21 protein-coding genes are annotated in these 23,831 nt (G+C 72.1%); 4 read left to right on the top strand and 17 right to left on the bottom strand.

Annotated elements, in window-relative coordinates; genetic code table 11:
- Nucleotides 1-222 precede the first annotated feature (222 nt).
- Entirely contained in the window at nt 223-2,487 is a 2,265-nt protein-coding gene (locus Cco03nite_RS06550) for an ATP-binding cassette domain-containing protein (protein WP_203689755.1), read from the top strand.
- A gap of 67 nt (nt 2,488-2,554) precedes the next feature.
- Here Cco03nite_RS06550 and Cco03nite_RS06545 read toward each other — a convergent pair whose 3' ends face one another.
- From Cco03nite_RS06545 to Cco03nite_RS06505, 9 genes are all read right to left on the bottom strand, one after another.
- The gene (locus tag Cco03nite_RS06545) at nt 2,555-2,959 is read right to left on the bottom strand and encodes a PIN domain-containing protein (protein WP_203689747.1); all 405 of its coding nucleotides are present in this window, start codon (nt 2,957-2,959) and stop codon (nt 2,555-2,557) included.
- Nucleotides 2,956-3,180 (bottom strand): type II toxin-antitoxin system VapB family antitoxin, encoded by a 225-nt coding sequence (locus tag Cco03nite_RS06540; RefSeq protein WP_203689740.1) that lies wholly within the window; start codon nt 3,178-3,180, stop codon nt 2,956-2,958. The genes Cco03nite_RS06545 and Cco03nite_RS06540 overlap by 4 nt, the downstream gene beginning before the upstream one ends.
- Before the next feature lie 45 nt (nt 3,181-3,225).
- Entirely contained in the window at nt 3,226-3,675 is a 450-nt protein-coding gene (locus tag Cco03nite_RS06535; RefSeq protein ID WP_203689732.1) for a VOC family protein, read from the bottom strand.
- 74 nt (nt 3,676-3,749) lie between these two features.
- Nucleotides 3,750-4,181, bottom strand: a complete 432-nt coding sequence (locus tag Cco03nite_RS06530) for a DUF4395 domain-containing protein (protein WP_203689730.1) — start codon at nt 4,179-4,181, stop codon at nt 3,750-3,752.
- On the bottom strand, nt 4,178-4,630 hold the full coding sequence (locus Cco03nite_RS06525) for a TlpA family protein disulfide reductase (protein ID WP_203689729.1): 453 nt from the start codon (nt 4,628-4,630) through the stop codon (nt 4,178-4,180). Before Cco03nite_RS06525 ends, Cco03nite_RS06530 begins: the two co-directional genes overlap by 4 nt.
- A 153-nt stretch (nt 4,631-4,783) precedes the next feature.
- On the bottom strand, nt 4,784-6,832 hold the full coding sequence (locus tag Cco03nite_RS06520; protein WP_203689727.1) for an MDR family MFS transporter: 2,049 nt from the start codon (nt 6,830-6,832) through the stop codon (nt 4,784-4,786).
- 176 nt (nt 6,833-7,008) lie between these two features.
- Entirely contained in the window at nt 7,009-8,586 is a 1,578-nt protein-coding gene (locus Cco03nite_RS06515; RefSeq protein ID WP_203689720.1) for a cellulose binding domain-containing protein, read from the bottom strand.
- Between the two features lie 204 nt (nt 8,587-8,790).
- The gene (locus Cco03nite_RS06510) at nt 8,791-9,618 is read right to left on the bottom strand and encodes an SGNH/GDSL hydrolase family protein (RefSeq protein WP_203689713.1); all 828 of its coding nucleotides are present in this window, start codon (nt 9,616-9,618) and stop codon (nt 8,791-8,793) included.
- A gap of 117 nt (nt 9,619-9,735) precedes the next feature.
- Nucleotides 9,736-10,569, bottom strand: a complete 834-nt coding sequence (locus tag Cco03nite_RS06505) for an SDR family NAD(P)-dependent oxidoreductase (RefSeq protein WP_203689711.1) — start codon at nt 10,567-10,569, stop codon at nt 9,736-9,738.
- Between the two features lie 135 nt (nt 10,570-10,704).
- Here Cco03nite_RS06505 and Cco03nite_RS06500 point away from each other — a divergent pair, with 135 nt between their 5' ends.
- Nucleotides 10,705-12,318, top strand: coding sequence for a hypothetical protein (locus Cco03nite_RS06500; RefSeq protein WP_203689703.1), 1,614 nt, complete (start codon nt 10,705-10,707; stop codon nt 12,316-12,318).
- Nucleotides 12,319-12,331: 13 nt separating this feature from the next.
- On the opposite strand, the gene Cco03nite_RS06495 is transcribed toward Cco03nite_RS06500, so the two are convergent.
- The 5 genes from Cco03nite_RS06495 to Cco03nite_RS42215 form a co-directional block, all read right to left on the bottom strand.
- A complete protein-coding gene (locus tag Cco03nite_RS06495; RefSeq protein WP_203689701.1) occupies nt 12,332-12,820 on the bottom strand; it encodes a hypothetical protein in 489 nt (162 codons plus the stop codon).
- A 140-nt stretch (nt 12,821-12,960) separates the two neighbouring features.
- A complete protein-coding gene (locus tag Cco03nite_RS06490; protein ID WP_203689699.1) occupies nt 12,961-13,158 on the bottom strand; it encodes a hypothetical protein in 198 nt (65 codons plus the stop codon).
- A 267-nt stretch (nt 13,159-13,425) separates the two neighbouring features.
- The gene (locus Cco03nite_RS06485) at nt 13,426-14,436 is read right to left on the bottom strand and encodes a golvesin C-terminal-like domain-containing protein (RefSeq protein WP_203689697.1); all 1,011 of its coding nucleotides are present in this window, start codon (nt 14,434-14,436) and stop codon (nt 13,426-13,428) included.
- 239 nt (nt 14,437-14,675) lie between these two features.
- The gene (gene trmB / locus Cco03nite_RS06480) at nt 14,676-15,347 is read right to left on the bottom strand and encodes a tRNA (guanosine(46)-N7)-methyltransferase TrmB (RefSeq protein WP_203690072.1); all 672 of its coding nucleotides are present in this window, start codon (nt 15,345-15,347) and stop codon (nt 14,676-14,678) included.
- Between the two features lie 147 nt (nt 15,348-15,494).
- Entirely contained in the window at nt 15,495-15,719 is a 225-nt protein-coding gene (locus tag Cco03nite_RS42215; protein ID WP_239167166.1) for a TM2 domain-containing protein, read from the bottom strand.
- A gap of 356 nt (nt 15,720-16,075) precedes the next feature.
- Here Cco03nite_RS42215 and valS point away from each other — a divergent pair, with 356 nt between their 5' ends.
- Nucleotides 16,076-18,610, top strand: coding sequence for a valine--tRNA ligase (gene valS / locus Cco03nite_RS06470; RefSeq protein WP_203689689.1), 2,535 nt, complete (start codon nt 16,076-16,078; stop codon nt 18,608-18,610).
- 77 nt (nt 18,611-18,687) lie between these two features.
- Here valS and Cco03nite_RS06465 read toward each other — a convergent pair whose 3' ends face one another.
- The 3 genes from Cco03nite_RS06465 to Cco03nite_RS06455 form a co-directional block, all read right to left on the bottom strand.
- The gene (locus tag Cco03nite_RS06465; RefSeq protein ID WP_203689687.1) at nt 18,688-19,800 is read right to left on the bottom strand and encodes a sulfate/molybdate ABC transporter ATP-binding protein; all 1,113 of its coding nucleotides are present in this window, start codon (nt 19,798-19,800) and stop codon (nt 18,688-18,690) included.
- A 120-nt stretch (nt 19,801-19,920) separates the two neighbouring features.
- Entirely contained in the window at nt 19,921-20,310 is a 390-nt protein-coding gene (locus Cco03nite_RS06460; RefSeq protein ID WP_155370472.1) for a TOBE domain-containing protein, read from the bottom strand.
- A gap of 259 nt (nt 20,311-20,569) precedes the next feature.
- Nucleotides 20,570-21,142: a YceI family protein gene (locus tag Cco03nite_RS06455; RefSeq protein WP_203689685.1), complete on the bottom strand. Its 573-nt coding sequence runs from the start codon at nt 21,140-21,142 to the stop codon at nt 20,570-20,572.
- Between the two features lie 246 nt (nt 21,143-21,388).
- On the opposite strand from Cco03nite_RS06455, the gene Cco03nite_RS06450 reads away from it, so the two are divergent.
- Entirely contained in the window at nt 21,389-23,740 is a 2,352-nt protein-coding gene (locus tag Cco03nite_RS06450; RefSeq protein WP_203689683.1) for a transglycosylase domain-containing protein, read from the top strand.
- The last annotated feature ends 91 nt before the right edge of the window (nt 23,741-23,831 follow it).

Here is a 23,831-nt window from a genome sequence, read left to right as displayed (position 1 = left end):
TTTTGTAGTTGAGGCCCGGGGACACTGTCCACGCACCGACCTCGACCACCTTAGCTCCGAAATCCGTGCGCGCCGAACATCATCGCCGTGACGATCTTCACGGAGCCGCGGGAATATCACCCGGACGCGCGGGCCGTACGCGGCTCGATCGGGTTCCCGACGGCGGGCGGATCCGACCGGATGGCGCTTGATCTGCACTGGTCTTGCCGCAAGGATGTGCGAGTGTCAACAGACCCCTCCACCTCCCGCACGCCTCGACGCCGCAAGAGCGCCGCCGCGCCGGCCGACCCCGCGGTCGCCTCCGGACAGACGGCAGCCACCGACGGCTCGATCCGCACCCGGATCGGGCGCGACGCCGACAACGACATCGTGCTGGCCGACCTGCAGGCCTCACGCCACCACGCCGAGATGCGCCGCCTCGGCGACGCGTTCAACATCGTCGACCTGGGCAGCCGCAACGGCACCTTCCTCAACGGACGCCAGGTGCAGAAGGCCACCCTGATGCACGCCGGCGACATCGTCTCGATCGGGCGGCACGAGCTGCTCTTCGACGGCGGGCAGCTGCACGACCACGTCGACACCGGCCCCGCCTCGATCATCGCCGACGACCTGACGGTGCGCCTGGGCAACAAGGTGCTCATCGACGACGTCAGCTTCGCGCTGCCCGAGGGCAGCCTGCTCGCCCTGATCGGCCCCAGCGGCTGCGGCAAGTCCACGCTGCTCAAGGCACTGACCGGGCTGCGCCCGGCGACCCAGGGCCGGCTCTGGTACGGCGGGCGCGACCTGTACGCCGACTACGCCCAGCTGCGTTACCGCATCGGCATGGTGCCCCAGGACGACGTGCTGCACAAGCAGCTCAAGGTGCGCACCGCGCTGCGCTTCGCGGCCGCGCTGCGCTTCGCCGACGACGTGCCGCGCAAGGTGCGCTGGGCCAAGGTCGACGAGGTCATGGAGACCATGCGGCTCACCCAGCGCGCCAAGGCCCGCATCGACGTGCTCTCCGGCGGCCAGCGCAAGCGCGCCTCGGTGGCCATGGAGCTGCTCACCGAGCCGTCGCTGCTGTGCCTGGACGAGCCCACCTCGGGCCTGGACCCGGCGCTGGACAAGGAGGTGATGGGCGAGCTGCGGGAGCTGGCCGACAAGGGCAAGACCGTCGTCGTGGTCACCCACAGCGTGCTGCACCTCGACACCTGTGACCGGGTGCTGGTGATGTGCCTGGGCGGCACGATGGGCTACTTCGGCCCGCCGGACCAGCTGCTCGGCTTCTTCGGCGCCGAGGACTACGCCGACGTCTTCACGAAGATCACCGAAGAGCCGGAGCGGTGGACCCGGGCGTTCCGCAACTCCCCGCTGTACGCCCGCTACGTCAGCGCGGTCACCCCGACCAACCGCACCGAGCCCGCCGTGCTGCCGGTGCCGCCCGCGCCGTCCGACGTGGTGATCGACCCGACGACGACCCAGCAGCCGCTGGTGCCGACGCAGCGCACCGACGAGCCCGACCTCACCGAGCCCGTCGCAGTGCTGCCGGTGCCCGGCGCGCCGGTCGACGACGCCGAGCCCGCCTCCGTCAGCGTCGACGACGCGCTGTCGCGGGCACGGCCCAACGTGGCGTCCGCCAAACCCGGCCGGGCCAACATCGACCGCAAGACGTGGGGGCTGTTCGCCCGCAACCCCAGCGCGCCCATCCGGCAGTACTTCACGCTCTGCATGCGCATGCTCAACGTGATCTTCTCCGATCGCGGGTTCACCGGGTTCCTCTTGGCGATGCCGCTCATCCTGGCGGTGCTGTCCTACACCGTGCCCGGCGACTCGGGCCTGGCCAACCTCGGGCCGGTGCACCTGACCGCGCAGCAGCTGCTCGTCGTGCTGGTCACCGGCGCCGCCTTCATGGGCACCGCGGCGGCGGTGCGCGAGATCGTGGCCGAAGCGCCGATCTACGCCCGGGAGCGGGCGGTGGGCCTGTCGGCGGCGGCGTACCTGAGCTCGAAGATCACCGTGTTCTTCCTGATCAACACGGCACAGGTGGCGCTGTTCGTGTACCTGGCGCTGTTCCAGGGTCCACCGACGGAGTCGCTGGTGATCCCGAGCCAGACCGCCGAGATCATCGTCGCGATGGTGGGCATCGCCCTGGTCTCCACCGTGCTCGGCCTGCTGATCAGCTCACTGGCCCGCACCACCGAGCAGACCACGCCCGCCATGGTGGTCGTGGTCATGGCGCAGCTCGTCTTCTCCGGCGGCCTGTTCCTGCTGGCCGGGCAGACCGCGATGGAGATCATCTCCTGGTTCTTCCCGACCCGGTGGGGCTTCGCCGCCGGCGCCGCCACCGTGGACATGGGCGCCATGCTGCCGAAGAGCTACCAGGACCCGCTGTGGGCGCACGAGGCAGGCAACTGGATCAAGTACATGGTCTACCTGGGCGTGCAGATGGTGGTCATGATCGGCCTGACCCGCCTGGCGCTGCGCCGCCACGAGCCCGGCCGCTCCTGACCGGCTCGGACCACAGAGCCCCGTCCCCGCTCAGGTGGGGACGGGGCTCTGTCCGCTACTGCGGCGGTCAGGTGACCACGCGCTGAATCTGCACACCCGACGTGCGGGCGATCACCTCGTAGTCGCGATCATCATGCAGCACCACCAGGCGGTTCTTCATCGCCGTCACCGCGACCAGCAGATCGACCGCGGAAGCCCCGCTGTGCTGCCCCGTGACGGCCAACTCGTCCTGCAGCCGCAGCGCCCGGTCCCAGCAGTCATCCGGAACCGGGCACCAGCCGTACAAGAGGCGGATCATTCGTTGGATCTGCGGTCGGCGCGTGTTGGTGGCCGTGTCCCGGAGTAGTTCCAGTTCCACCGGGTCGCAGATCGCCACGGTGCCCGCGGTCACGGCGTCGATCCAGATCTGATCGGCTTTGCCGGTCAGGACCCTGATCACCGCGCTCGTGTCCGCCAGGAACCGCGCGCTCACCGCGCCTGCTTGTCGGCCAGGTGGCGGGCCTCCCACGCGTCGGCGTCGATCTCTCCACGAGCGGTCATCGCCTGCAGTTCACGCAGGGCGTCTATCCGCCGGAGCCGCGCGGCGACCTCACGCAGCGCGGCGTTCACCGTGTCCTTCTTGGTTTCCGTACCCAACAGCCGAGCCGCCTCGGCCAGCAGCTCGTCGTCAAGGTCGATCATCGTTCGCGACATGTATACAGTATGCCGACCCAAGACACATCAAGCAAATACGATTCATTAGTGGAGGCAGAACTCGTTGCCCTCGGGGTCCTGCATGACCTCGCCGTAGTGGTCGACGCCCTCGGTGTAGAGCACCCGCAGGCGGGTCGCACCGGCGGCGATCAAGCGCTCGGCCTCGGCGGCGACCCGCTCGCGGCGGACCTCCACCGGGACGCTGCGGCCGCCGCTGACCGCGAGATCGAGGTGCAGGCGGTTCTTGCCCGCCTTCGACTCCGGGACCTGCTGGAACCAGAAGCGCGGGCCGACCCCGTCCGGATCCTCGATCGAGTCGATCTCGTCGGCGCCCTCCAGCTCCTCGTCCGGGATGCCCTTGGACAGCCAGTACGAGCGCCAGGTGGGGTGCCCCTCCGGTGGCTGCTGGGGCTGATAGTGCAGCGCGAGCGCCCAGAACGCCACCAGCCGGCCGGGGTCCGCGCAGTCGATCGTCACCTGTATCCGTGTCGCCATCAGCCACTCCTTCGTCATGCCGGGTCAATCCCGCCGTTCTAACAGACGGGTCCGACGGGAAGGGGCCGTCCGGGTCAGGAGGCGGGGACGCGCGCGGCCAGGGGGCGGCCGACCAGGCGGCGGTACGCCAGGAACAGCTCGCAGCCCAGGCACAGGCCGAAGGCCGCGTTGAGGAAGGCGGCGGCCAGCGCGAACGAGGCCGCGATCGCCCCGGTCAGCGGCGAGCCGAGCAGGTAACCCAGCGTCGCGACGGCGGCGAAGACGAAACCGACGGCCTGCGCGAAGCGCACCGGGGCCAGTGGCTCCAGCTCGGCGGGCGGGCTGAGGCGCGGGGCGAGCAGGGTGCGGTGGATCAGGCCGTACGGGCCCAGGCGGGGCTGCGCCGCCGTCAGCGCGAACACGAGCGCCTGCGCCAGGGCGAGCCAGCCGGAGCCGGTGAGCAGCACGGCGATCATCACCACGGCGGTCACGGCCGCCGCGAACCGGGGGCCACGGGGGTCGGTCATGCCTTCTCCTCGGTCAGCTCGGCCACGGCGGGCAGCAGCGGCGCGACGGCGGCCAGCACCTGGGCGCGGGTGGGCACGCCCTGGGCCCGCCCCGCGATCCGGCCGTCGGCGTCGACGATCAGCACGGTGGGGGTCTTCCAGATGTCGAGGGCGCGTACCGCGTCGAGGCGCTGCTCCGCGTCGACCTCGACGTGGGCCACGCCGGGCGTGGAGCGGGCGACCTCGGCGCAGACCACGCGGGTGGCTCGGCACGGGGCGCAGAACGCCGACGAGAACTGCAGCAGGGTGACCTTGCCCGGCCGCACGCCGAGTTCGGCCGGCACCGGATTCACGGGGTCTGCGGAGACGGGCACGGCGCGAACCCTACCCGCCCGGCGGCGGTGCACCAGGCCGTAGCCGGTGGCCGCGAGCAGCGCGACTCCTCCGACGAGCAGCCCGGTCGTGTCCATGGTCGTCAGCGTGACATGCGATCCCGCCGGTTGGCGATGATCATCCCGAGGATCGGACGCGGTTCACACTCCGGCCACACCGTTTTCACGCCCACCGGACCCCGCCCCGCGGCGGCGTGCGGCCGGCGATCCAAGATCGCTCGTGGTGGTTGCCTAGGCCCGGTGGCGGCCGGGGCCCGTGCGGGCGGGGGCCTCCGGGAGCGCCGGGACCGCCGAGACCGGGGCGGGCGGGGTCTCGTCCTCGAACACGAGTTCGCGGCCGGCCTGGCGCACCGCCTGCTCGAACTCCTCGTCGGAGGTGTCGTGCCAGTCCGACAGCTCGCCGGACAGCCAGTGCCGCCAGGCGGTCGCGATGCGGTCGTACTCGGCGGTGCCGCGCGGGGTCAGCGCCACCGTGCCGTCCACGGCGCCGAGGTAGCCGTCGGCGACGTAGCGCTGGAACGCGGGCCACAGCACCTGCGGCGGCAGGTGGTAGTGCTCGGCGATGTCGGCCACCCGGGCCTGGCCGTAGTGCTCGGAGAACAGCACCACCCGGGACAGGCACCAGGCCAGCCCCACCCCGCCGTCGATCCCGGCCGAGGCCAGCACGTGCGGCGCGACGGCGTTGCCCTTCTGCCGCCATACCGTGGCGACGGCGCGTTCCAGCTGCTCGGTGCGGTCCGGTGACTCCGGCATGCCGAAGCCCTCGCCCAGGTCCCGGGCGGCGGCGCGGGCGGTGTCGCGCAGCGGCACCTGCTTGAGGAACAGGGCGATGACCGCGGCCAGCAGGCCCACCGGCACCGCCGACAGAAACACCGTCTGCAGCGCCTCGGTGTAGCCGCCGACCACCAGCAGGCGGATCGGGGCGGGCAGGCTGTGCACCCCGGCCGGGCTCTCCAGCCGGCGCGGGTCGAGCGCGCCGAGCAGCGGCCCGAACCGCTCCAGCTGCGTGTTCAGCGAATGGGTGTACACCGTGCCGAACAGCGCCACCCCGAAGGCGCTGCCGAGCGTACGCAGGAAGGTCACGCCGGAGGTGGCCACGCCCAGGTCGTGGTAGTTGACGGTGTTCTGCACGACGATGGTGAGCGTCTGCATGCTCATGCCCAGCCCGAGGCCCAGCACGAACAGGAACGCCGACTCGACCCACAGCGTGGTCAGCGCCGTCATCTGCGCCAGCAGCCACATGCCGAGCGCCGTGACCAGGCCGCCGATGACCGGGAACCACTTGTACCGGCCGGTGCGGCCGACGATCGTGCCGCTGGCGATCGACGTGATCAGCAGGCCGAACACCAGCGGCAGCATGCGCAGGCCCGACGCGGTCGCCGAAGCGCCCTGGACGTACTGCATGAACGTCGGCAGGAAGGTCAGCGCCCCGAACATGGAGAAGCCGACGATGAAGCTGAGCAGCCCGCAGATGGTGAAGACCGGGTTGCGGAACAGCCGCATCGGCAGCATCGGCTCCCGCGCCCGCAGCTCCACCACCACGAACAGCAGCAGCGCGACGAGCCCGCCGACGCCCAGCCCGATGATCTCCGGGGACAGCCACGGGAACTCCGTGCCGCCCCAGCTGGTCATCAGGATCAGGCAGGTGGACGCCACCGCGATCATGGCGATGCCGAGGTAGTCGATGATCGGGCGGGCCGCGGTGGGCAGCTTCGGCATGGTCGACGCGCAGATGAGCATGACCAGCAGGCCGAGCGGGATGTTGATGTAGAACGCCCAGCGCCAGGACAGATGGTCGGTGAACAGCCCGCCCAGCAGCGGCCCGAGCACGGTCACCACGCCGAAGACCCCGCCCAGCGCACCCTGGTACTTGCCGCGCTCGCGCAGCGGGATGTAGTCGGCGATCAGCGCCATCGCGGTGACCAGGATGCCGCCCGCGCCCGCCCCCTGTACGCCGCGCCAGGCCACCAGCCAGGCCATGTTGTGCGCGAACCCGCAGAAGAACGACGCCACGATGAAGACCGCGACGCTGACCTGGAACAGCAGCTTGCGCCCGAACAGATCGCCGAGCTTTCCGGCCAGCGCGGTGGCGATGGTCTCGGCCAGCAGGTACGCCGTCACCACCCAGGACAGGTGCGACGCCCCGCCCAGATCCCCGACGATGGTCGGCAGCGCCGTGCCCACGATCGTCTGGTCCAGCGCCGCCAGCAGAAGGCCGAGCGCCACCGTGGCGAACACGGCGTTGCGCCGCACCGAGCTCAGCTCGCCACTGCGGTCCATGTGATCACGATAATGGCGTATCCGCCTCATGTTCCGGCTTCGCCGCTGATCCACCGACTTGCCGGGCACCTGTGCGTATCTTGACCGCGGATACCCACGATTGCCTGGCAAGTCGGTGGATCACGGGAGGACCCGGCCCGCGCATCGGGGGGATGGCCGCGGGCCGGGGGTTCGGATCAGCGGGTGAAGCCCGCGGTGATGCGGGTGAACTCCCAGTCGGGCTGGGCGATGCCGCTGCAGGCGGACTGGACGCCGCCGCCGGCGCAGCCGCGGTCGCGGTTGACCGACCAGAACGACAGGCGGGCGATCGCGTTGGCGTTGGCCCAGTCCCGGATCTGGGTCCAGGTCGCGGTGCTGGTCAGCTCCTGCTGGTCGGACAGGCCGTTCATGCCGGAGATGCCCAGGTGGGCGTTGGCCGTGGCGTCGTTCCAGCCGAACGCCGTCTTCAGCGCGTTGCGCAGGCCGACCGCGGCGTTGACGGTGTTCTGGTACATGTTCGCGCCGCCGCCGAAGTCGAACGGCATGATCGTGAAGATGTCGATGTTCGCGCCGAGCGCCGCCGCCTGGTTGATCAGGCGGGTGCCCCAGTAGCTGGGACCGGTCGTCGAGGTGCCGAACGTGATGATCGTCTTGATGCCGGGGTTGTTCTGCTTGACGATCTTCAGCGCGCCGAGGATGCGGTCCTGCACGACCTCGCTCTCGAACTCGTCGGTGTTCTCGATGTCGACGTCGATCGCCTTGAGGTTGTACGCGTTGATGACCTGCTGGTACGCGGCGGCCAGCGCGGACGCCGAGGAGCAGTTCGGGCCGAGCTTGTTGCCGCTCCAGCCGCCGATCGACGGCACGATCTCGCCGCCCGCGGCGCGGATCGCGTTGATGGTGGACTGGTCGGCCCCGCCGGTCAGCGGGCGGCTGCCGTCCCAGGCCGGCGTGCAGCCGCCGCCGGACAGGATGAACGCCATGGTGAACCACTTGATGCCGGTGGCGCTCATGACCGTGGCGGGCGCGGGCGGGTTGCCCCAGCCGACGTAGTAGTACGGCGCGGCGCCCTTGAAGTTCGAGGTCGGGCAGCCGGTCGTGGTGCCGGTGACGGCGTTGCTGGCCACCGACTCGCCGCTGTTGTTGTACGCCTTGACCGTGTACGTGTGCGACGTGCAGGCGCCCAGGCCGCTGTGCGTGGCGGAGGTGCCGGTGACGGTGGCGCGCACGGTGCTGCCCTCGTAGACCCGGTAGCCGGTGACGGTGCCGGTCGAGGCGCCCCAGCTCAGCGAGATCGCGCTGTTGGTGGCCGTGGTGACCGACGGGTTGCCCGGCTTGCCCGGCACGCCCGCGGGCGGCGGGGAGGAGGTCGGCGGGGTGCCGCCGCCGCAGCTCGCGCCGTTGACGGTGCAGTTGGTGGGGTTGCCGGAGCCGTTGGCGTTGAAGCCGAAGCTGGTCGACGCGCCGGGACCGAGGGTGCCGTTCCAGCCCACGTTGTTGGCGGTGACGTGCTGGCCCGACGTGGTCACCGCGGCGTCCCAGAACACGCCCATGGTGGTGCCGGAAGGCAGGTCGAACTGGACGTTCCAGCTGGTGATGGTGGCCGAGGTGTTGTTCGTGACGGTGAACTTGCCCTCGTAGCCGGTGCCCCAGCTGGACACCTTGGTGAACGTCGCGGTCGCGGCGTGGGCCGCGGGCATCGCGACGAGGGAGATCGCGCCGGCCAGCAGTGCCACGCCCAGCGTGGCGAGGCCGGCGCGCAAGGACCTTCTCATGAGCGGGGAGTCCTTTCGAGGTAGCGCGCGGCGGGCGACGGCTGCGGGGAGCACGTCGCCCGACGGCGAGCTGTGGGACGGTCATACGCTCATGAGCTTGAATGCCACACTAATTTAAAGACGGTTAACAGTAAAGAGTGTTGTCGATTCTGGCACGCGAGAAGGGGCGCCCCACCCCGCGGGACGCCCCCGGCTAGGAACGGCTCACCAGTTGTGGCCGGCGGCGTACGAGATCTGGGCCAGCACCGTCTGCCCGGCCGTGTTCGGGTGGAAGTAGTCCCACGTGCTCACCTGCGACAGCGCGAACGGGTAGCTGAACACCGCGTTGTCGTCGAAGTCGCAGTTGGCCCCGTACGCCGCGCAGGCCTGCGCGAGCTGGGCGTTGAAGTCGATCACACGCTGGCGCACCCGGTCGCGGCGGTCCACGTCGGCCTGCGCCGTCGAGGTCGGGTTGGCCAGCAGGGACTGGCAGATGCCGAACAGCGACCAGGCGCTGCGGGCCGACGACGAGCCCTTGCCGACCTCCCACAGCCGCTTGACGTCCGGGATCGAGATCAGTTCGACCCGCGCGTTGGGCAGGCCGTTCTTGAGCGTGGCCAGCGCGCCGTCGATCGACGCACGGAACGAGGCCACCGAGGTCATGCCCGACTCGGAGCTCGTGCAGGCGTCGTTCGCGCCGATCAGGATGGTCACGTAGTCGACGTTGCGGCCTACCACCGCCGTCGCCTGGCCGGGCATGTCGGCCGCCTTGGCCCCGCTCTTGGCCTGGTTGTAGTTGCGGCCGCTGATCGCGGAGTTCTTGGCCAGGATGCGCCGGTACTGGCTGTTGACCGAGCTGTAGCCGCCGGTGCTGAACGAGCGGTCGGTGCAGTCGACGTACCAGCCGCAGGCGTTGAAGCCTCGGGTGATCGAGTCACCCATGCTGGCCATCGAGTTGGGGATGGGGCCGGTCGCGGCGGCTGCCGGGTTCGCCGACAGGAGCACCGCGGCCAGGGCGGCGGCGAGCGCGAGGGACGGACGCGCGAGACGCATGGGAGCCTGCCTTCCGGGGGTACGGAAAACGCGGATATGGGGGTACGAACCACCGCGCGGGCACGCGGTTACCGAAGGGTAATGTCCGTGTGTCCTAGGTCACAAGACCTGGATTCCCTATTGGCCGTCCGCTTCGGACAGTCCCGCGTCCCGCTGGTACGCCGCCCGCGCCGCGCCGTCCCCGAGCGCCACCTGGTCCGGCACCAGCAGCCGGTAGGCCAGGTCCCGGCCGGACTGCGGCAGCAGCGCCAGCAGCCGGGTCAGCGGGTCCAGCCGGCCCGGCACGAACACCTCGAACCGAGGGCGGCGGATCACCCGCTCCACGGCCGCGGCGACGGTCTCCGGGCGCAGCCGCGGCACGCCGCCGTGGCTGGTCCCGGCGGCCAGGTCGGTCTCCACGACCGCCGGCATGACCAGGCTGACCCGCACACCCGTGCCGCGCAGCTCGTGGCGGACGGCGGCCGCGTAGCCGTACACCGCGTGTTTGGTCGCGGCGTAGGTGGCCTCGCCGGGCGGGCTGATGCGGCTCGCCGCCGAGGCGATGGTGACGATCTGCCCCCGGCCGCGGGCCCGCATGCGCGGCGCGGCGGCCAGGAACCCGTGCCGCACGCCGTGCACGTTCACCTCGAACTGCCGCCGCGCCGCCTGCTCCGGCTCGTCGGCGAACGGCCCGACCCACATCACGCCCGCGTTGTTCACCAGCACGTCCACCGGCCCGAACGCCTCCTCGGCCCGGTTGAGGAACGCGTGCACGCTCGCCTGGTCGGTGACGTCCAGCTCGACCGCCAGCGTGCCGGGCAGCGCCGCGGCGGTCCGCGTCAGCGCGGGCAGGTCACGGTCGCCGAGCACGACGTGCGCGCCCGCCCCGGCCAGCCGGGCGGCGATCGCCGCGCCGATCCCCCGGGCCGCCCCGGTCACCGCCACCGTCAGCCCCGCGACGTCCCGCCCCATCCCGCACATCCCTTCGACCGCCCGCAACGCGGTGGCACACCCTAACTCCGCGCGGCGGCCGGCGGTGACCGTCCGGGGTGGAGTGTTGACCTTCGGGGCTTCACAGATCGTGCGGAAGCGGGCACGATGAGTCCCATGCCTGAGGGGGGACGGCTGGCGCGTGCCCGCGAGCTGGTGAGCCGGCTCGACTTCCCGGCTGCCCAGCAACTGCTGCGCGACCAGCTCGCGCTCGCCCACCAGGATCCGCGGCACGCCGACGCGGCCGAGGCGGACACCGCCGCGCTGTACGCGGGGGTGCTGCTGCACCTGGGCGAGCCGCACGCGGCGCGCAGCTGGGCGGCGTACGCCCACGCCGCCGCGCAGGCCCTGCACGGCGACCTGGACCGGCGCACCCTGCACGCGCTCGGCGTGCTGGCCGTGTGCCTGCACCGCACCGGGGCCCTGGACCGGGCCGCGGACGTCTACCAGGATCTGATCCGCGACCTGTCGACCGCCGACGGGCCCGACGCCGACCGCACCCTGTCCGCGCGGGCCGACGCGGCCGTCGTGGAGCACGCCCGTGGCAGCTGCGCCGACGGCCGGCGGCAGCTCGCCGAGGTGCTCGCCGCGCACGTGTCCCGGCACGGCCCCGGGCACCCCGTCAACCTGCGCATGACCATCCGGCTGGCGGGCATGTGGCGCGACTGCGGCGATTTCGACCAGGCCCACGACCTGCTGGCCGGGGTACGGGCGCAAGCTGCCGCGTTCCCCGCCGACGACGACGTGCACCGCCTGCTGCAGGCCGCGCTGCACGCCCGCGCGCAGACCGACCACCGCTGCGGCACCGCCCCGTCCGAGGACGAGGCCGGACGCGCCCACGATCCGGGGCCGGGCGTGCTGCCGGTGCTGATCCCGCAGGCCGAGGACCTGATCCCGGGCCCGCACCAGCCCGCGCCACGGTCGGCCGAGCCGGACGAGTGGCCCGACGACGAGATCTTCGAACGGTTCGACGACCCGACCCGGCAGGCCCGGATCCGCCGCTCCGGACCGGCGGGCGCACCACCGCACCGCACGGACCACACCGACCTCGACGACCTGCTCGATTTCGGCAGCCCCGCGCAGACGGCCGACCCGGCCGCCTTCAGTGCCCCGGGCCGGTCCGGACGGGCCCCGGCCCGGGCGGACGCCGACGCCGATCAGCGGGTCCCCGCGCTGTATGCCGCGCCCGGCAGGCCGTACGTGCCCGTCGATCCGGCGTACCCGATCGCGACGACGCCCCCGCCCGGACTGCTGGTGCCGCAGCGCAGCGGGCCGCCCCCACGGCGGCGGCGCGGTGGCGGGGCCGCGGCGCTGGCCGTGGTCGCGGCGGTGGTCGCGATCGTGGCGCTGGTGGGCACGTTCATCCTGGCCGGCGGCCGGGGCACGGGCGAGGCCACGCCGTCGCCCGCCGCGACCCCGAGCGGCCCGGCCCCGTCCGCGCCGCCGCCGGTGACCGGGCTGGCCGTCGCCGACCTGGGCACGCGGCTGCGCATCACCTGGTCCTACCCCGACGGCGCGACCGCGGCGGTGGTGCTGTCGGCCGCACCCGCCGGGCAGCCGATGCGCGCGCTGCAGTCGCTGCCCGCCGGGACGGAGACGGTCACCCTGCCCGGCTTCGACGCGAGCCGGGACTACTGCGTCACGGTCACGCTGGCGTACAGCGCCGACCAGACGGTGATGGCGCCCCCGGTGTGCACCGATCGGCGGCGGTCCCCCGCGGCCCGCCCCTGATCGCCACGACGGGTCACCGCGCCGAGCGGGCCGCCGCCGTGGCGGCCAGCTCCCGCAGCCACAGGCTCTCCCGCTTGCGGCGCTCCATGGTCGCCAGCACCGCCGGTGGCAGCGGGGCGTGCCGCAGGTGCAGCGCGACCAGTTTGGCCAGCGTCATCACCGGTATGTCGTAGGAGCTGTCCTCGGCGAAGGTCAGCAGGTCGGCGACCAGGTCCGGGGGCAGCTCGCCGGGCAGCAGCGGGCACAGCGCCCCGATCACGCTGTCGACGTGCCAGCCGGGATCGGCGCGGCGGTGGCGCAGCAGCGCCTGCAGCACCGCGGTGAGCCGCGCCGGGGGCAGCCCGCCGGCCAGGTCCAGCAGCGGCCGCATCCCGTCCACGCCGGCCGCGCCGCCGGAACGGCGCAGCGCCACCAGCGCCGACGCCGCCGCCTCGAACTCGCCGCCGGCGGCCAGCCGGTCCACCCGGTCGAGCAGTTCGGTGTACGTCACCAGGCCGGACATCCGCCACCCGCCCCGGCGACACGGTCCACAATGGTCTGCATCGTCATGCCGCGGGAGTGTATTCAGGGGCACCGACAAAGAAGATCCGCCGACCCCGGTCCGCTGGTGCGGCCGGGCTCGGCGGATCGTGGAGCTGCTGGTCAGCCGGCGCGGCGGTTGGCCCACAGCCGCGGGCCGTGGCCCTGGCTCCCCTTGGGCGTGAACGCCTGCTTGCCGAACGCCTGCTGCTGGGACTTCTTGCCCTTGGCACGCCGCTCGGCGCGGTTCATGGGCTGCTGCTCGACCTCTTCCGCGGTCTCGTCCGCGGCGGGGTTCTCCGAGCTGTGATCTTCACGCATGAATGTCTCCTACGGATGCGGGCACGCCGACGGCTGCCGGAACGGGCAGGGGCGTGGGGAAAGACGGATCAGACGGCGCGGGCCCGTGGGCCGGCGCGGCACGCTCGCGGCGCCGGGTTCACCGGCGCGGGCGTGGGGATCACGCTCAGATGTACATGCGCAGGAGCCTAGCAGGCCGCACGATGATCCGCATCCGCGCAACGGGCGTGGACGCGCCGCGGCCGCGCTCGTGCCGTCGGGTCGGCACGAGCGCGGCCGCGGTGTGGATCAGACGCGGGTGAGCTTCACCGCGTCGGCGATGACGTACCCGGCTCCGCCGCTCCAGCGGCTCACGCCGACGGCGTTGTAGTCGCCCGCGGCGAGGCTGAAGGTGCCCAGGTTCACCCAGACGCCGCCGCTGCCCTGCTGGTTGACGTGCACCGACACGTTGCCGCCGGTGGTGGCGACGACGTACGGCGTGGTCGCGTTGTAGCCGGTGTTGGCCGGGTACCAGACCTCGACCCGGTAGCTCGCCGTCGCCGGGATGTTGAACTTGTACCAGGCGGCGTCGGAGACGGCCTCCGGGTTGGCGAACCGGTAGTCGGCGCCGTAGCGCTGGGACGAGTACGTCGAGGTGCCCCAGTTGGCCGAGGCGGTGAACCGGCCCGCGGTGGTGTTGTCCACGGTCGACGTCCACGACGGCGGGGGCGTCGTGCCGTTGACCAGCTGCATGAAGTACGACCAGTTCCAGCGCGAACCCGGGTCGGTGTGGGTCGCGCCCGGGACCTCGTTGTGGCCGATGATGTGCGCCCGGTCCCGCGGGATGCCGTACTTGCTGGTCACGCTGCGCACGATGGCCGCCGACGCCTGGTACATCGCCTCGGTGTACCAGCCGTCCTGCTCGACGTAGCCCTCGTGCTCGATGCCGATGGACTGCGTGTTGTAGGTCCAGTTGCCGGCGTGCCAGGCGACGTCGGCCTCGCGCACCATCTGGGTGACCGCGCCGCCCTTGGACACCACGTAGTGGGCGCTGACCTGCGCGGACGGGTTCTGGAACCAGTTGATGGCGCTGGTGTACGAACCCTGGATCGTGTGGATGACCACGTAGTTGATGTTGTAGTCGGACTCGCGGCTGGCGTTGGTGTAGTTGCTGGTGCTCGCGGGCACCCAGGCCGCCGGGCCGTAGTCGGTGCTCGCCTGCGCGGCGGTGGGCACGGACAGCAGCGTGCCGAGGGTCAGCGCGACGCCGCCCGCGAACGCCGCGGCACGGCGCAGCAGGGGTGTGGCGGTAGCCACCATGAAGGGCCTCCCGGGGTAAGAGGAGTCTGGTGGCCACACATTAATGAAGATATATCAATGTTGTCGATAACCTACAGGTAACAACACAACTACGAAACTAAACTCCAGCTTACGCCGACCCCTCGCCCGTACACCCCGCCTTTAAATCGACGTTGGCCTATCTCATCGACTCAGCCGAGATCGAAGTCGATGAGATAGGCCAACGTCAATGACAAGCGGGCGCGGCAGGGCAGGCGTGGTCAGGGGGTTCGGGTGTACAGGAGGTCGAAGATCTGGCGGCCGGCGGCCATGCCACGCTGCTCGAACTTGGTGACGGGGCGGTGGGCGGGCCGCGGGGCGAACCCGTCGTGCAGGTTGGCCAGGCCCTCGGCGGCGTCCAGGACCTCGGCCATCTGCTCGGCGTAGTCGGCCCAGTCGGTGGCGCAGTGCAGCACCCCGCCGACCGCCAGCCGCGAGCGCAGCAGTGCCACGTTGTCGGGCTGGATCAGCCGGCGCTTGTGGTGGCGCGCCTTGGGCCACGGGTCGGGGAAGTACACGTGCACGGCGGCCAGGCTGCCCGGCGCGATCATGTGCCGCAGCAGGTACAGCGCGTCGCCCTGGGCGACCCGTACGTTGGCCAGCCCGCGCTCCTCGACGACGGCCAGCAGGTTGCCCAGACCGGGCGGGAACACCTCGACGGCCAGGTAGTCGCGGCCCGGATCGGCGGCGGCCATCGCGACGGTGGCGTCGCCCATCCCGGAGCCGATCTCCAGCACCAGCGGGGCGCTGCGGCCGAACAGGGCCGCGGTGTCCAGCGGTGGGTACGGGTCGGCGATGTCGACACCGTAGGCGGGCCACAGCCTGGTCAGCGCGTCCTCGTGCCGCCCGCTCACCCGCCCGCGGCGGGGATAGAACGTGGTGATGCGCGTCATGTGGCGGCCGTCGTCAAGCGTGCCTTCGAGGGCGCCGGCCAGGTCAGAGGTGGTCACAAGAGAATCAGGATACAGCGGCGGCCCCCCGCGCCGAACGGGCGCGAGGGGCCGCCGGTCGCCCGCGTCAGCGCGCGGGCGCAGGTTGGCTCACTTGGCGAGCGCGTTGCCCTGCTTGTCGGAGAACTTGCCGATCAGGATCATGATGAAGTCGATCAGCACCCACAGGCCCAGGCCACCGAAGGTGATCAGCATCAGGATGCCCGTGCCGATCTTGCCGGTGTAGAAGCGGTGCACGCCCAGGGCGCCGAGGAAGAAGCAGAGCAGCAGCGTGACGAGCCAGGACTTGCTGGCGGTCGTCGTCGTCGTGGTCACAGAGGTGTCCTTCTTGTCAGGGTGGGCCGGTCGCCGAGCCGCGACCAGCGAGAACGGACCGTAACAACCGCCCCACCCGTGGACAACCGCCACAACGGATGAGCCGCGCTCATCTGCACAGCCAGGTCTGCCTGTCACGGGTGAACGGGGCAGCGCGCGACGGGCCGACCGGTTACCATCGGCACAAACGAGCGACGTCGAAGGAGGAGCCATGACCCACGTGCTCTTCACGTCGTTCGTCGTACGCGTAGCCGACTCGGGCCGCGCGTAGTCTCTTCGATCGCCGCGCCCCAGGGCGCGCGGTGGTCACCCAACCTCTCTCGCGTTCGGGGCGCTCATCCCACCGAGGTGAGGTCATGAACCTTCCGGACAAGCCGACCATCGACGGTCTGCCAGACAAGTGGTCGCAGCGCTGGGAATCCGAGCGCGTGTACCGCTTCGACCGTGCCGCGCCGCGCGAGCGCGTGTTCTCCATCGACACCCCGCCCCCGACCGCCAGCGGCGAGCTGCACGTGGGGCACGTGTTCTCGTACACCCAGACCGACGTCATCGCGCGTTTCCAGCGTATGCGCGGCAAGGCCGTGTTCTACCCGATGGGCTGGGACGACAACGGGCTGCCCACCGAGCGCCGGGTGCAGCAGTTCTTCGGGGTGCGCTGCGACCCGTCGCTGCCGTACGACCCGGGGTTCACGCCGCCGGAGAAGCCGGGCAGGAACCAGGCGCCGGTGTCGCGGCGCAACTTCATCGAGCTGTGCGAGCGGCTGACGGCGCAGGACGAGGAGGCGTTCGAGCGGGTGTGGCGGCTGGTGGGCCTGTCGGTGGACTGGTCGCTGCTGTACACCACGATCGGGACGCGGGCCCGCGCCGTGTCGCAGCGGGCCTTCCTGCGCGCGCTGGACCGGGGGGACGCCTATCCGGCGCAGGCCCCGACGCTGTGGGACACCACGTTCCGGACCGCGGTGGCGCAGGCGGAGCTGGAGGACCGGGACCGCCCGGGGGCGTACCACCGGCTGGTCTTCCACCCCGACGGCGCCGCGGCCGAGCCGATCACGGTGGCGGCACCGAGCCGACCGGTGGTCGTGGCGACCACGCGCCCCGAGCTGCTGCCCGCCTGCGTGGCGCTGGTGGCGCACCCGGACGACGAGCGCTACCGCCCGCTGTTCGGGACCATGGTGCGCTCGCCGCTGTTCGGCGCGCGGGTGCCGGTGCTGGCGCACCGGCTGGCCGACCCGGCCAAGGGCACCGGCATCGCGATGGTGTGCACGTTCGGCGACACCACCGACGTGATCTGGTGGCGCGAGCTGGACCTGCCCACGCGGCCCGTGCTCGGCTTCGACGGCCGGTTCCTGCCCGACGCCCCCGACGGCCTGTCCGAGGCCGGGAGGGCCGCCTACGCCGGGCTGGCGGGGGCGACGGTGCACACCGGACGGGAGCGCCTCACCGCGCTGCTGCGCGGCAGCGGAGAGCTGCTCGGCGAGCCGGAGCCGATCACGCACCCGGTGAAGTTCTACGAGCGCGGCGACAAGCCGCTGGAGATCGTGTCCACCCGGCAGTGGTACATCCGCAACGGCGGCCGCGACGAGGCGCTGCGCGACCGGCTGCACGCCCGCGGCCGGGAGCTGACCTGGCATCCCGCGCACATGCGCACCCGGTACGAGCACTGGGTGGCCGGGCTGGCCGGGGACTGGCTGATCAGCCGCCAGCGCTTCTTCGGCGTGCCGATCCCGGTGTGGTACCCGCTGGACGCCGACGGCCTGCCCGAGCACGGCAGGCCGATCACGCCCGCCGAGCACGCGCTGCCGGTGGACCCCAGCTCGGACACCCCGCCCGGGTACACCGAGGACCAGCGTGGCCGCCCCGGCGGTTTCGCGGCCGACCCCGACGTGATGGACACCTGGGCGACGTCGTCGCTGACGCCGCAGATCGCGGGCGGCTGGGGCTTCGACGACGACCTGTTCGCCCGGGTGTTCCCGATGGACCTGCGCCCGCAGTCCCACGAGATCATCCGTACCTGGCTGTTCGCCACGGTGCTGCGCGGGCACATCGAGCACGACGCGCTGCCCTGGCGCAACGCGGCCATCGCGGGCTGGATCCTCGACCCGGACCGCAAGAAGATGTCGAAGTCGGTGGGCAACGTGGTGACGCCGCTGGGCCTGCTGGCCGAGCACGGCTCGGACGCGGTGCGCTACTGGGCCGCCGCGGCCCGGCCGGGCGCGGACACCGCCTTCGACACCGGCCAGATGCGGGTGGGCCGGCGGCTCGCCATGAAGATCCTCAACGCGACGCGCTTCGTGCTCGGCCTCGGCGAACCCGACCCGGCCGCCACGGTCACCGAACCGCTGGACCGGGCCCTGCTGGCCGCACTGCAGCCGGTGCTCGCCGAGGCGACGGCCGCGCTGGACGGCTACGACGCCGGCCGGGCCCTGGACGCCACCGAGCGCTTCTTCTGGCTGTTCTGCGACGACTACCTGGAACTGGTGAAGCTGCGCGCGTACGGCCAGCACGGCCCGGCGGGCGCGGACTCGGCCCGGCTCGCGCTGCGCACCGCGCTGTCGGCGCTGCTGCGGCTGCTCGCGCCCGTGCTGCCGTTCGTGACCGAGGAGGCGTGGTCGTGGTGGCAGCCCGGCTCGATCCACGCCGCCGCCTGGCCCGCCCCGTCCGACCTGGACGGCCTGGCCGGCGACCCCGCGCCGCTGGCCGCCGCGACGGCCGCGATCGAGGCGGTGCGCCGCGCCAAGTCCGAGGCCAAGGTCTCCATGCGCACGCCCCTGCGTACCCTGACCGCCCCCGAGGACGACGCCTTCTCCCGCATCGAGCAGGACGTCCGCGACGCGGGCGTGATCGACTCCATCACCCGCCACCCGTCCCCCGCCTACCTCGCCACAATCTGAACAAAGGAAGGGCACCTTCACATCGCCATAGGTAGCGGAAGGTGCCCTTCTTAACGGTGACCGACGGCCGCAGCAGGTCAGTACGGGTACGCCCGCGTCTCCGTGGCCTTGACCGCGGCCCAGACCTCGCTGCCGGGCAGCAGGCCGAGCTGGGCGGCCGACGCCGGGGTGATCTCGGCCGCGGCCTGGATCGGGCCGCCCAGCTCCACGCGCAGGTGGTCGCCGTGCGGCAGCACCCCGACGACGGTCGCCGCCCACGTGTTGCGCGGGCTGCCCGCGGGCTGCCGCGGGTGCAGGGCCACCGCCGACGGCGGGAAGGCGAGGAAGGCGTCGCCGTGCACCTCGTCGTCGGCGACCATGGTGAACCCGCCGGGCAGCGTGACGGTGTGCCCCTCAGCCCGGCCCCGGTACAGGTTCAGGCCCACCAGCCGGGCGACGTACTCGGTGCGGGGCCGGGCGGTGACCCCGGCGGCGTCGCCCTCCTGCACGATGCGGCCGTCCTCGACGATGACGAGCCGGTCGGCGAGCACCAGGGCGTCCAGCGGATCGTGGGTGACCAGCAGCGTCGCGCCCTCGTGCGCTCGCAGGTCGTGGTGCAGCCGGGCGCGGGTCTCCATCCGGGTACGCGCGTCCAGCGCGGCCAGCGGCTCGTCCAGCAGCAGCAGGTCGGGTCCGACGGCCAGGGCACGGGCCAGCGCCACCCGCTGGGCCTGCCCGCCGGACAGCTGCCGGGGCCGCTGCCGGGCCAGCGCGGTCAGCTCGACCCGCTCCAGCCAGCGGGCCGCCTCGGCACGCGCGACGCGGCGCGGGGCTCCCCGCGCCTGCGGGCCGAACGCGACGTTGTCCAGCGCGGACAGGTGCGGGAACAGCAGGTAGTCCTGGAACACCACGCCGACGCGGCGGTGCTCGGGCTCGACGAAGACACCCGCCGCGGGGTCGTCGAGGACCTCCTCGCCCAGCCGCAGCCGGCCGGCGTACAGCGGCAGCAGCCCGGCCAGCGCGCGCAGCGCCGTCGTCTTGCCGGCGCCGTTGGGTCCGAGCAGCGCCACGACCTCGCCCGGCGACACCGACAGCGCGACGTCGAGGCGGAATCCCGGCCGCTCGACGACCAGGTGCGCGGCGAGCAGCGGCCGCCCCGCGGGCCATCCGCCGACCGTGGGGCCGGCCCGGCCCGAGCGCCACGCGCTCATGATCGGTCGACTTGCCGCGCAGGTGTGCGTATCTTGGCGGACCTTTCGCCCGGTTGCCCGGCAAGTCTGCCGATCATGCGGCGTGTGCGGCGGACGACCACGGGATGAGCGGTCCGCGGGTCAGTCACGTTCGACCACCACGTTGGTGGACTTGATGACGGCCACGGCGACGCTGCCCACGTCGAGGCCTAGTTCCTCGACCGCCTCACGGCTCATCAGCGACACCACCCGGTAGGGGCCGGCCTGGATGTCGACCTGGGCCATCACGGTGTCCTTGACGATGGCGGTGACGATGCCGCGCATCCGGTTGCGGGCCGAGGACCGGTCGGCACGGCCGTCGGGGTCGTCGGCCTGGGTGCGGGCGTACGCCGCGAGGTCCGCCCCGGCCACCATCCGGTGGTCGTGCTCGTCGCGGTGCGCCCGCAGCCGGCCCGAGTCGACCAGCCGCCGCACGGTGTCCGCGCTGACGCCTAGCAGCTCCGCGGCTTCACCGATCCGAAATGCGGTCATGTGGCGAATCTACCCCTGGCATCTGCGATGCCGTAGCGGTCCGGCCACCGGCGTCGGTGGCCGGGGAACCCGCCGCCCCGAGGAGACGGAAGGCGGCGGGTTCCCCGATCGGCCGGGCGTGCCGCGCGGCCACGCGCACGCCCGGCACATCGCGGCCGCGACCGGCCCGGACGCCTCCCACCCCGGGGCACTCCCCCAAGTACCACCGGGTGGGGCGTCGACGGGACCGCCGGTCGCGGCCGCGTGGAGCCCGTCAGGCTCAGGCCTGGCGGGTGGCCTCGCCCTCAATCTCGATCTTGAGGGTCTTGCCGAGCAGGACGCCACCGGTCTCCAGCGGCTGGTTCCAGGTCACGTTGAACTCCTCGCGGTCGATCTCGGTGGTGGCGGTGAAGCCGAGGACCTCCTGGCCCCACGGGTTCTTGGCCACGCCGCCGAACTCGAGCGCGAGCTCGACCGTCTTGGTGACGTCCTTGATGGTGAGCTCACCGACGAGGGTGAACTCCTCGCCGGACACGGCACGCAGGCCGGTGCTGCGGAAGCTCAGCTCCGGGTACTTCTCGATCTCCAGGAAGTCGCCGGTGCGCAGGTGGTTGTCGCGGTCGGCGACGCCGGTGTCGATGCTGGCCGCCTGGATCACGGCGGTGACCGACGAGGCCAGCGGGTCCTCCGCCACGACGATCTCACCGGCGACGTCCTTGAACGAGCCGCGGACCTTGCTCACCACCATGTGCCGGATCACGAAGCCGACGCGCGTGTGCGCGGCGTCGATGGCGTAGGTGCCGGCCGTGGGGATGGTCAGGCCGTTCCAGGTGCGGGTGTTCAGCGTGGTCATGTCGGTTGCCCTCCGGTTGACGAAGCTCGAAGCTGTTTACGTGACGGTTCAACTATACGCATCGCAACGATATTTCGGGTAGCGCCACCCTGTTTTCCGGGTCACCACACCTGCCCATGAACAGGAAGACCGCATACCCGGTCGACATATGCCCATTTCAGATGAGATGCACGCCACAAATCCTGGCACATCGGAGATCTCCGGGCAGTCTTGAGCATCCCCGCCCCCTCCCCCGAAGGTGCTGCGATGCCGCCGCTCAACCGGATGACCCGACTCACGCTGCTCGCCGTCGTCGCGGGAGCCGTGGTCGCCGCCGGTGCGATGCCCGCCGCCGCGCTGGCCAACTGGGCGGTGGAGCAGTCCGCGCCCGCCTACGACACGCTCCCCGAGGTGCTCAAGCACCCCACCACGGCACAGGCCAGCTACCTGTACGCCAACGACGGCAAGACCGTCGTCACCACCTTCTACGACGAGAACCGCCGCGACGTGACGCTCGCCGAGGTCGCCCCCGTCGTGCCGCAGGCCGTGGTCGCCGCCGAGGACGCCCGCTTCTACTCCCACCACGGGGTGGACCTCAAGGGCGTGCTGCGCGCGGTGGTCGCCAACGGGGCCAGCGGCGGCGTCTCCCAGGGCGCGTCGACGCTGACCATGCAGTACGTGCGCAACGTGCTCAAGAGCGACCCGTCGCTGTCCACCGAGCAGCGCGCCGAGGCCACCGAGCAGACCCCCGCCCGCAAGATCCGCGAGGCCCGGTACGCCCTGGCGGTGGAGAAGGAGCTGAGCAAGGAGCAGATCCTCGAGCGCTACCTGAACATCGCCTACTTCGGCTCCGGCGCGTACGGCATCTACGCCGCGGCGCACACGTACTTCTCCAAGGACCCCGCGCAGCTGACCCTGAGCGAGGCGTCGCTGCTGGCCGGGCTGCTCCAGTCGCCCGAGGCGGACAGCCCGCTCAACGGGGGCATCGAGCGCGCCCTGTCCCGCCGCGACTACGTGCTGACCGCGATGACCGGGACCGGCGCGATCACCGCCGCGCAGGCCGAGACGGCCAAGGCCGACACACCGGTGGTCAAGCGCGGCGCGAACCCCAACGACTGCACCGCCTCCCGGCAGGGCTGGGGCTTCTTCTGCGACTACTTCCGCAGCTGGTGGCGCGACCAGGACACGTTCGGCGACACCGCCGAGGACCGCGAGCAGGCACTGCGCCAGGGCGGCTACCGCATCGTCACCACGCTCGACCCGAAGCTCCAGAACGCGGCGCAGGCCCAGGTGACCAAGGTGTACGGGTACACGAACAAGCGCGCCCTGCCGATGGCCGTCGTCGAACCCGGCACCGGCAAGGTGCTGGCGCTCGCGGTCAACCGCCGCTACAGCGCGGCGGCCGGCGCGGGCAACACCATGAACCAGCTCGTCGCGGGCGGCACCGGCATCCACGGCTACCAGGCCGGCTCGACCTTCAAGATGTTCACCATGCTGGCCGCGCTGGAAGCCGGCAAGACCCTGGACACCCGCTTCGACGCGCCCACCAAGCTGACCACCGCCTGGCCCGAGGCGACCGGCCCGGCCAGCTGCGACGGCTACTGGTGCCCGCGCAACGCCAACCCGGCCTGGATGGACGGCAAGCGCGACATGTGGACCGGCTTCGGCCGGTCGGTGAACACCTACTTCGTCTGGCTGGAGCAGCAGGTCGGCGCGGACAAGACGATCGAGATGGCGCAGCGGCTGGGCATCCGGTTCCGGCACCCGGACAACGCCTCGCACGCGGCCACCGACGCGGCGGGCTGGGGCTCGTTCGTGCTCGGCGTCTCGCTGACCACTCCGCTGGACCTGGCCAACGCGTACGCGACGCTGGCCGCCGACGGCGTCTACTGCTCGCCGCTGCCCGTCACCGCGGTCACCGACGGCACCGGCAGGCAGCTCGACGTGGCGAACCCCTCGTGCGGGCCGGCGATCACCCCGGAGATCGCGCGGGCGGCCACCGACGCGGCCCGCTGCCCGGTCGGGCAGGAAGGCGCGTTCGGCCGCTGCGACGGCGGCACCGCCACGGCGGTGTCGGACCTGCTCGGCGGGCGCGCCGTGGCCGGCAAGACGGGCAGCTCGACCGACAACATGACCGAGTCGTTCGTGGCGTACACCCCGCAGCTGGCCGCGGCCGCCATCGCGGCGAACCCGGACACCCCCACCGACGCCGTCGGCGCGGCGGTGCTGTCGAAGGTGTACCGGGCCGTCGCCTCGACGCTGGCGACCGGGTCGGCGGGCCTGGAGGTCAAGGACTTCCCCGCCCCGCAGCGCGAGTCGGCGTTCTCGCCCGAGCCGGAGCCCACCGAGCCCGAGAAGCCGCGGGACGAGTCCCACGACGGCAACGGCGACAACTCCCACGACAACGGCGACGACCGGCCGGGCCGCGGCGACGACAACAACGACAACGGCGGCAACAACGGCGACAGCGGGAACGACAACGGCTCCGGCGGGGACAGCGGCTCCGACGGTGGCGGCGACACCGGCTCCGGCGACAGCGGATCCGGCAGCGGCGACGGCCGGCCCGGCCGCGGCGGCGGCTGGTCGGGCGGCTCGCAGCCGTCCGGGCAGGGCCGTTGAACAGCCACTACTCACCGGCAGAGTTAAGAAGGGCACCTTCTACAACGCGGAGCGTTGTAGAAGGTGCCCTTCCTTTGTGTCTAGCCGCCGG

The sequence above is a fragment of the Catellatospora coxensis genome (assembly GCF_016862635.1).
Lineage (GTDB): Bacteria > Actinomycetota > Actinomycetes > Mycobacteriales > Micromonosporaceae > Catellatospora > Catellatospora coxensis.
This window is presented reverse-complemented; position numbering and strand designations above follow the sequence as displayed.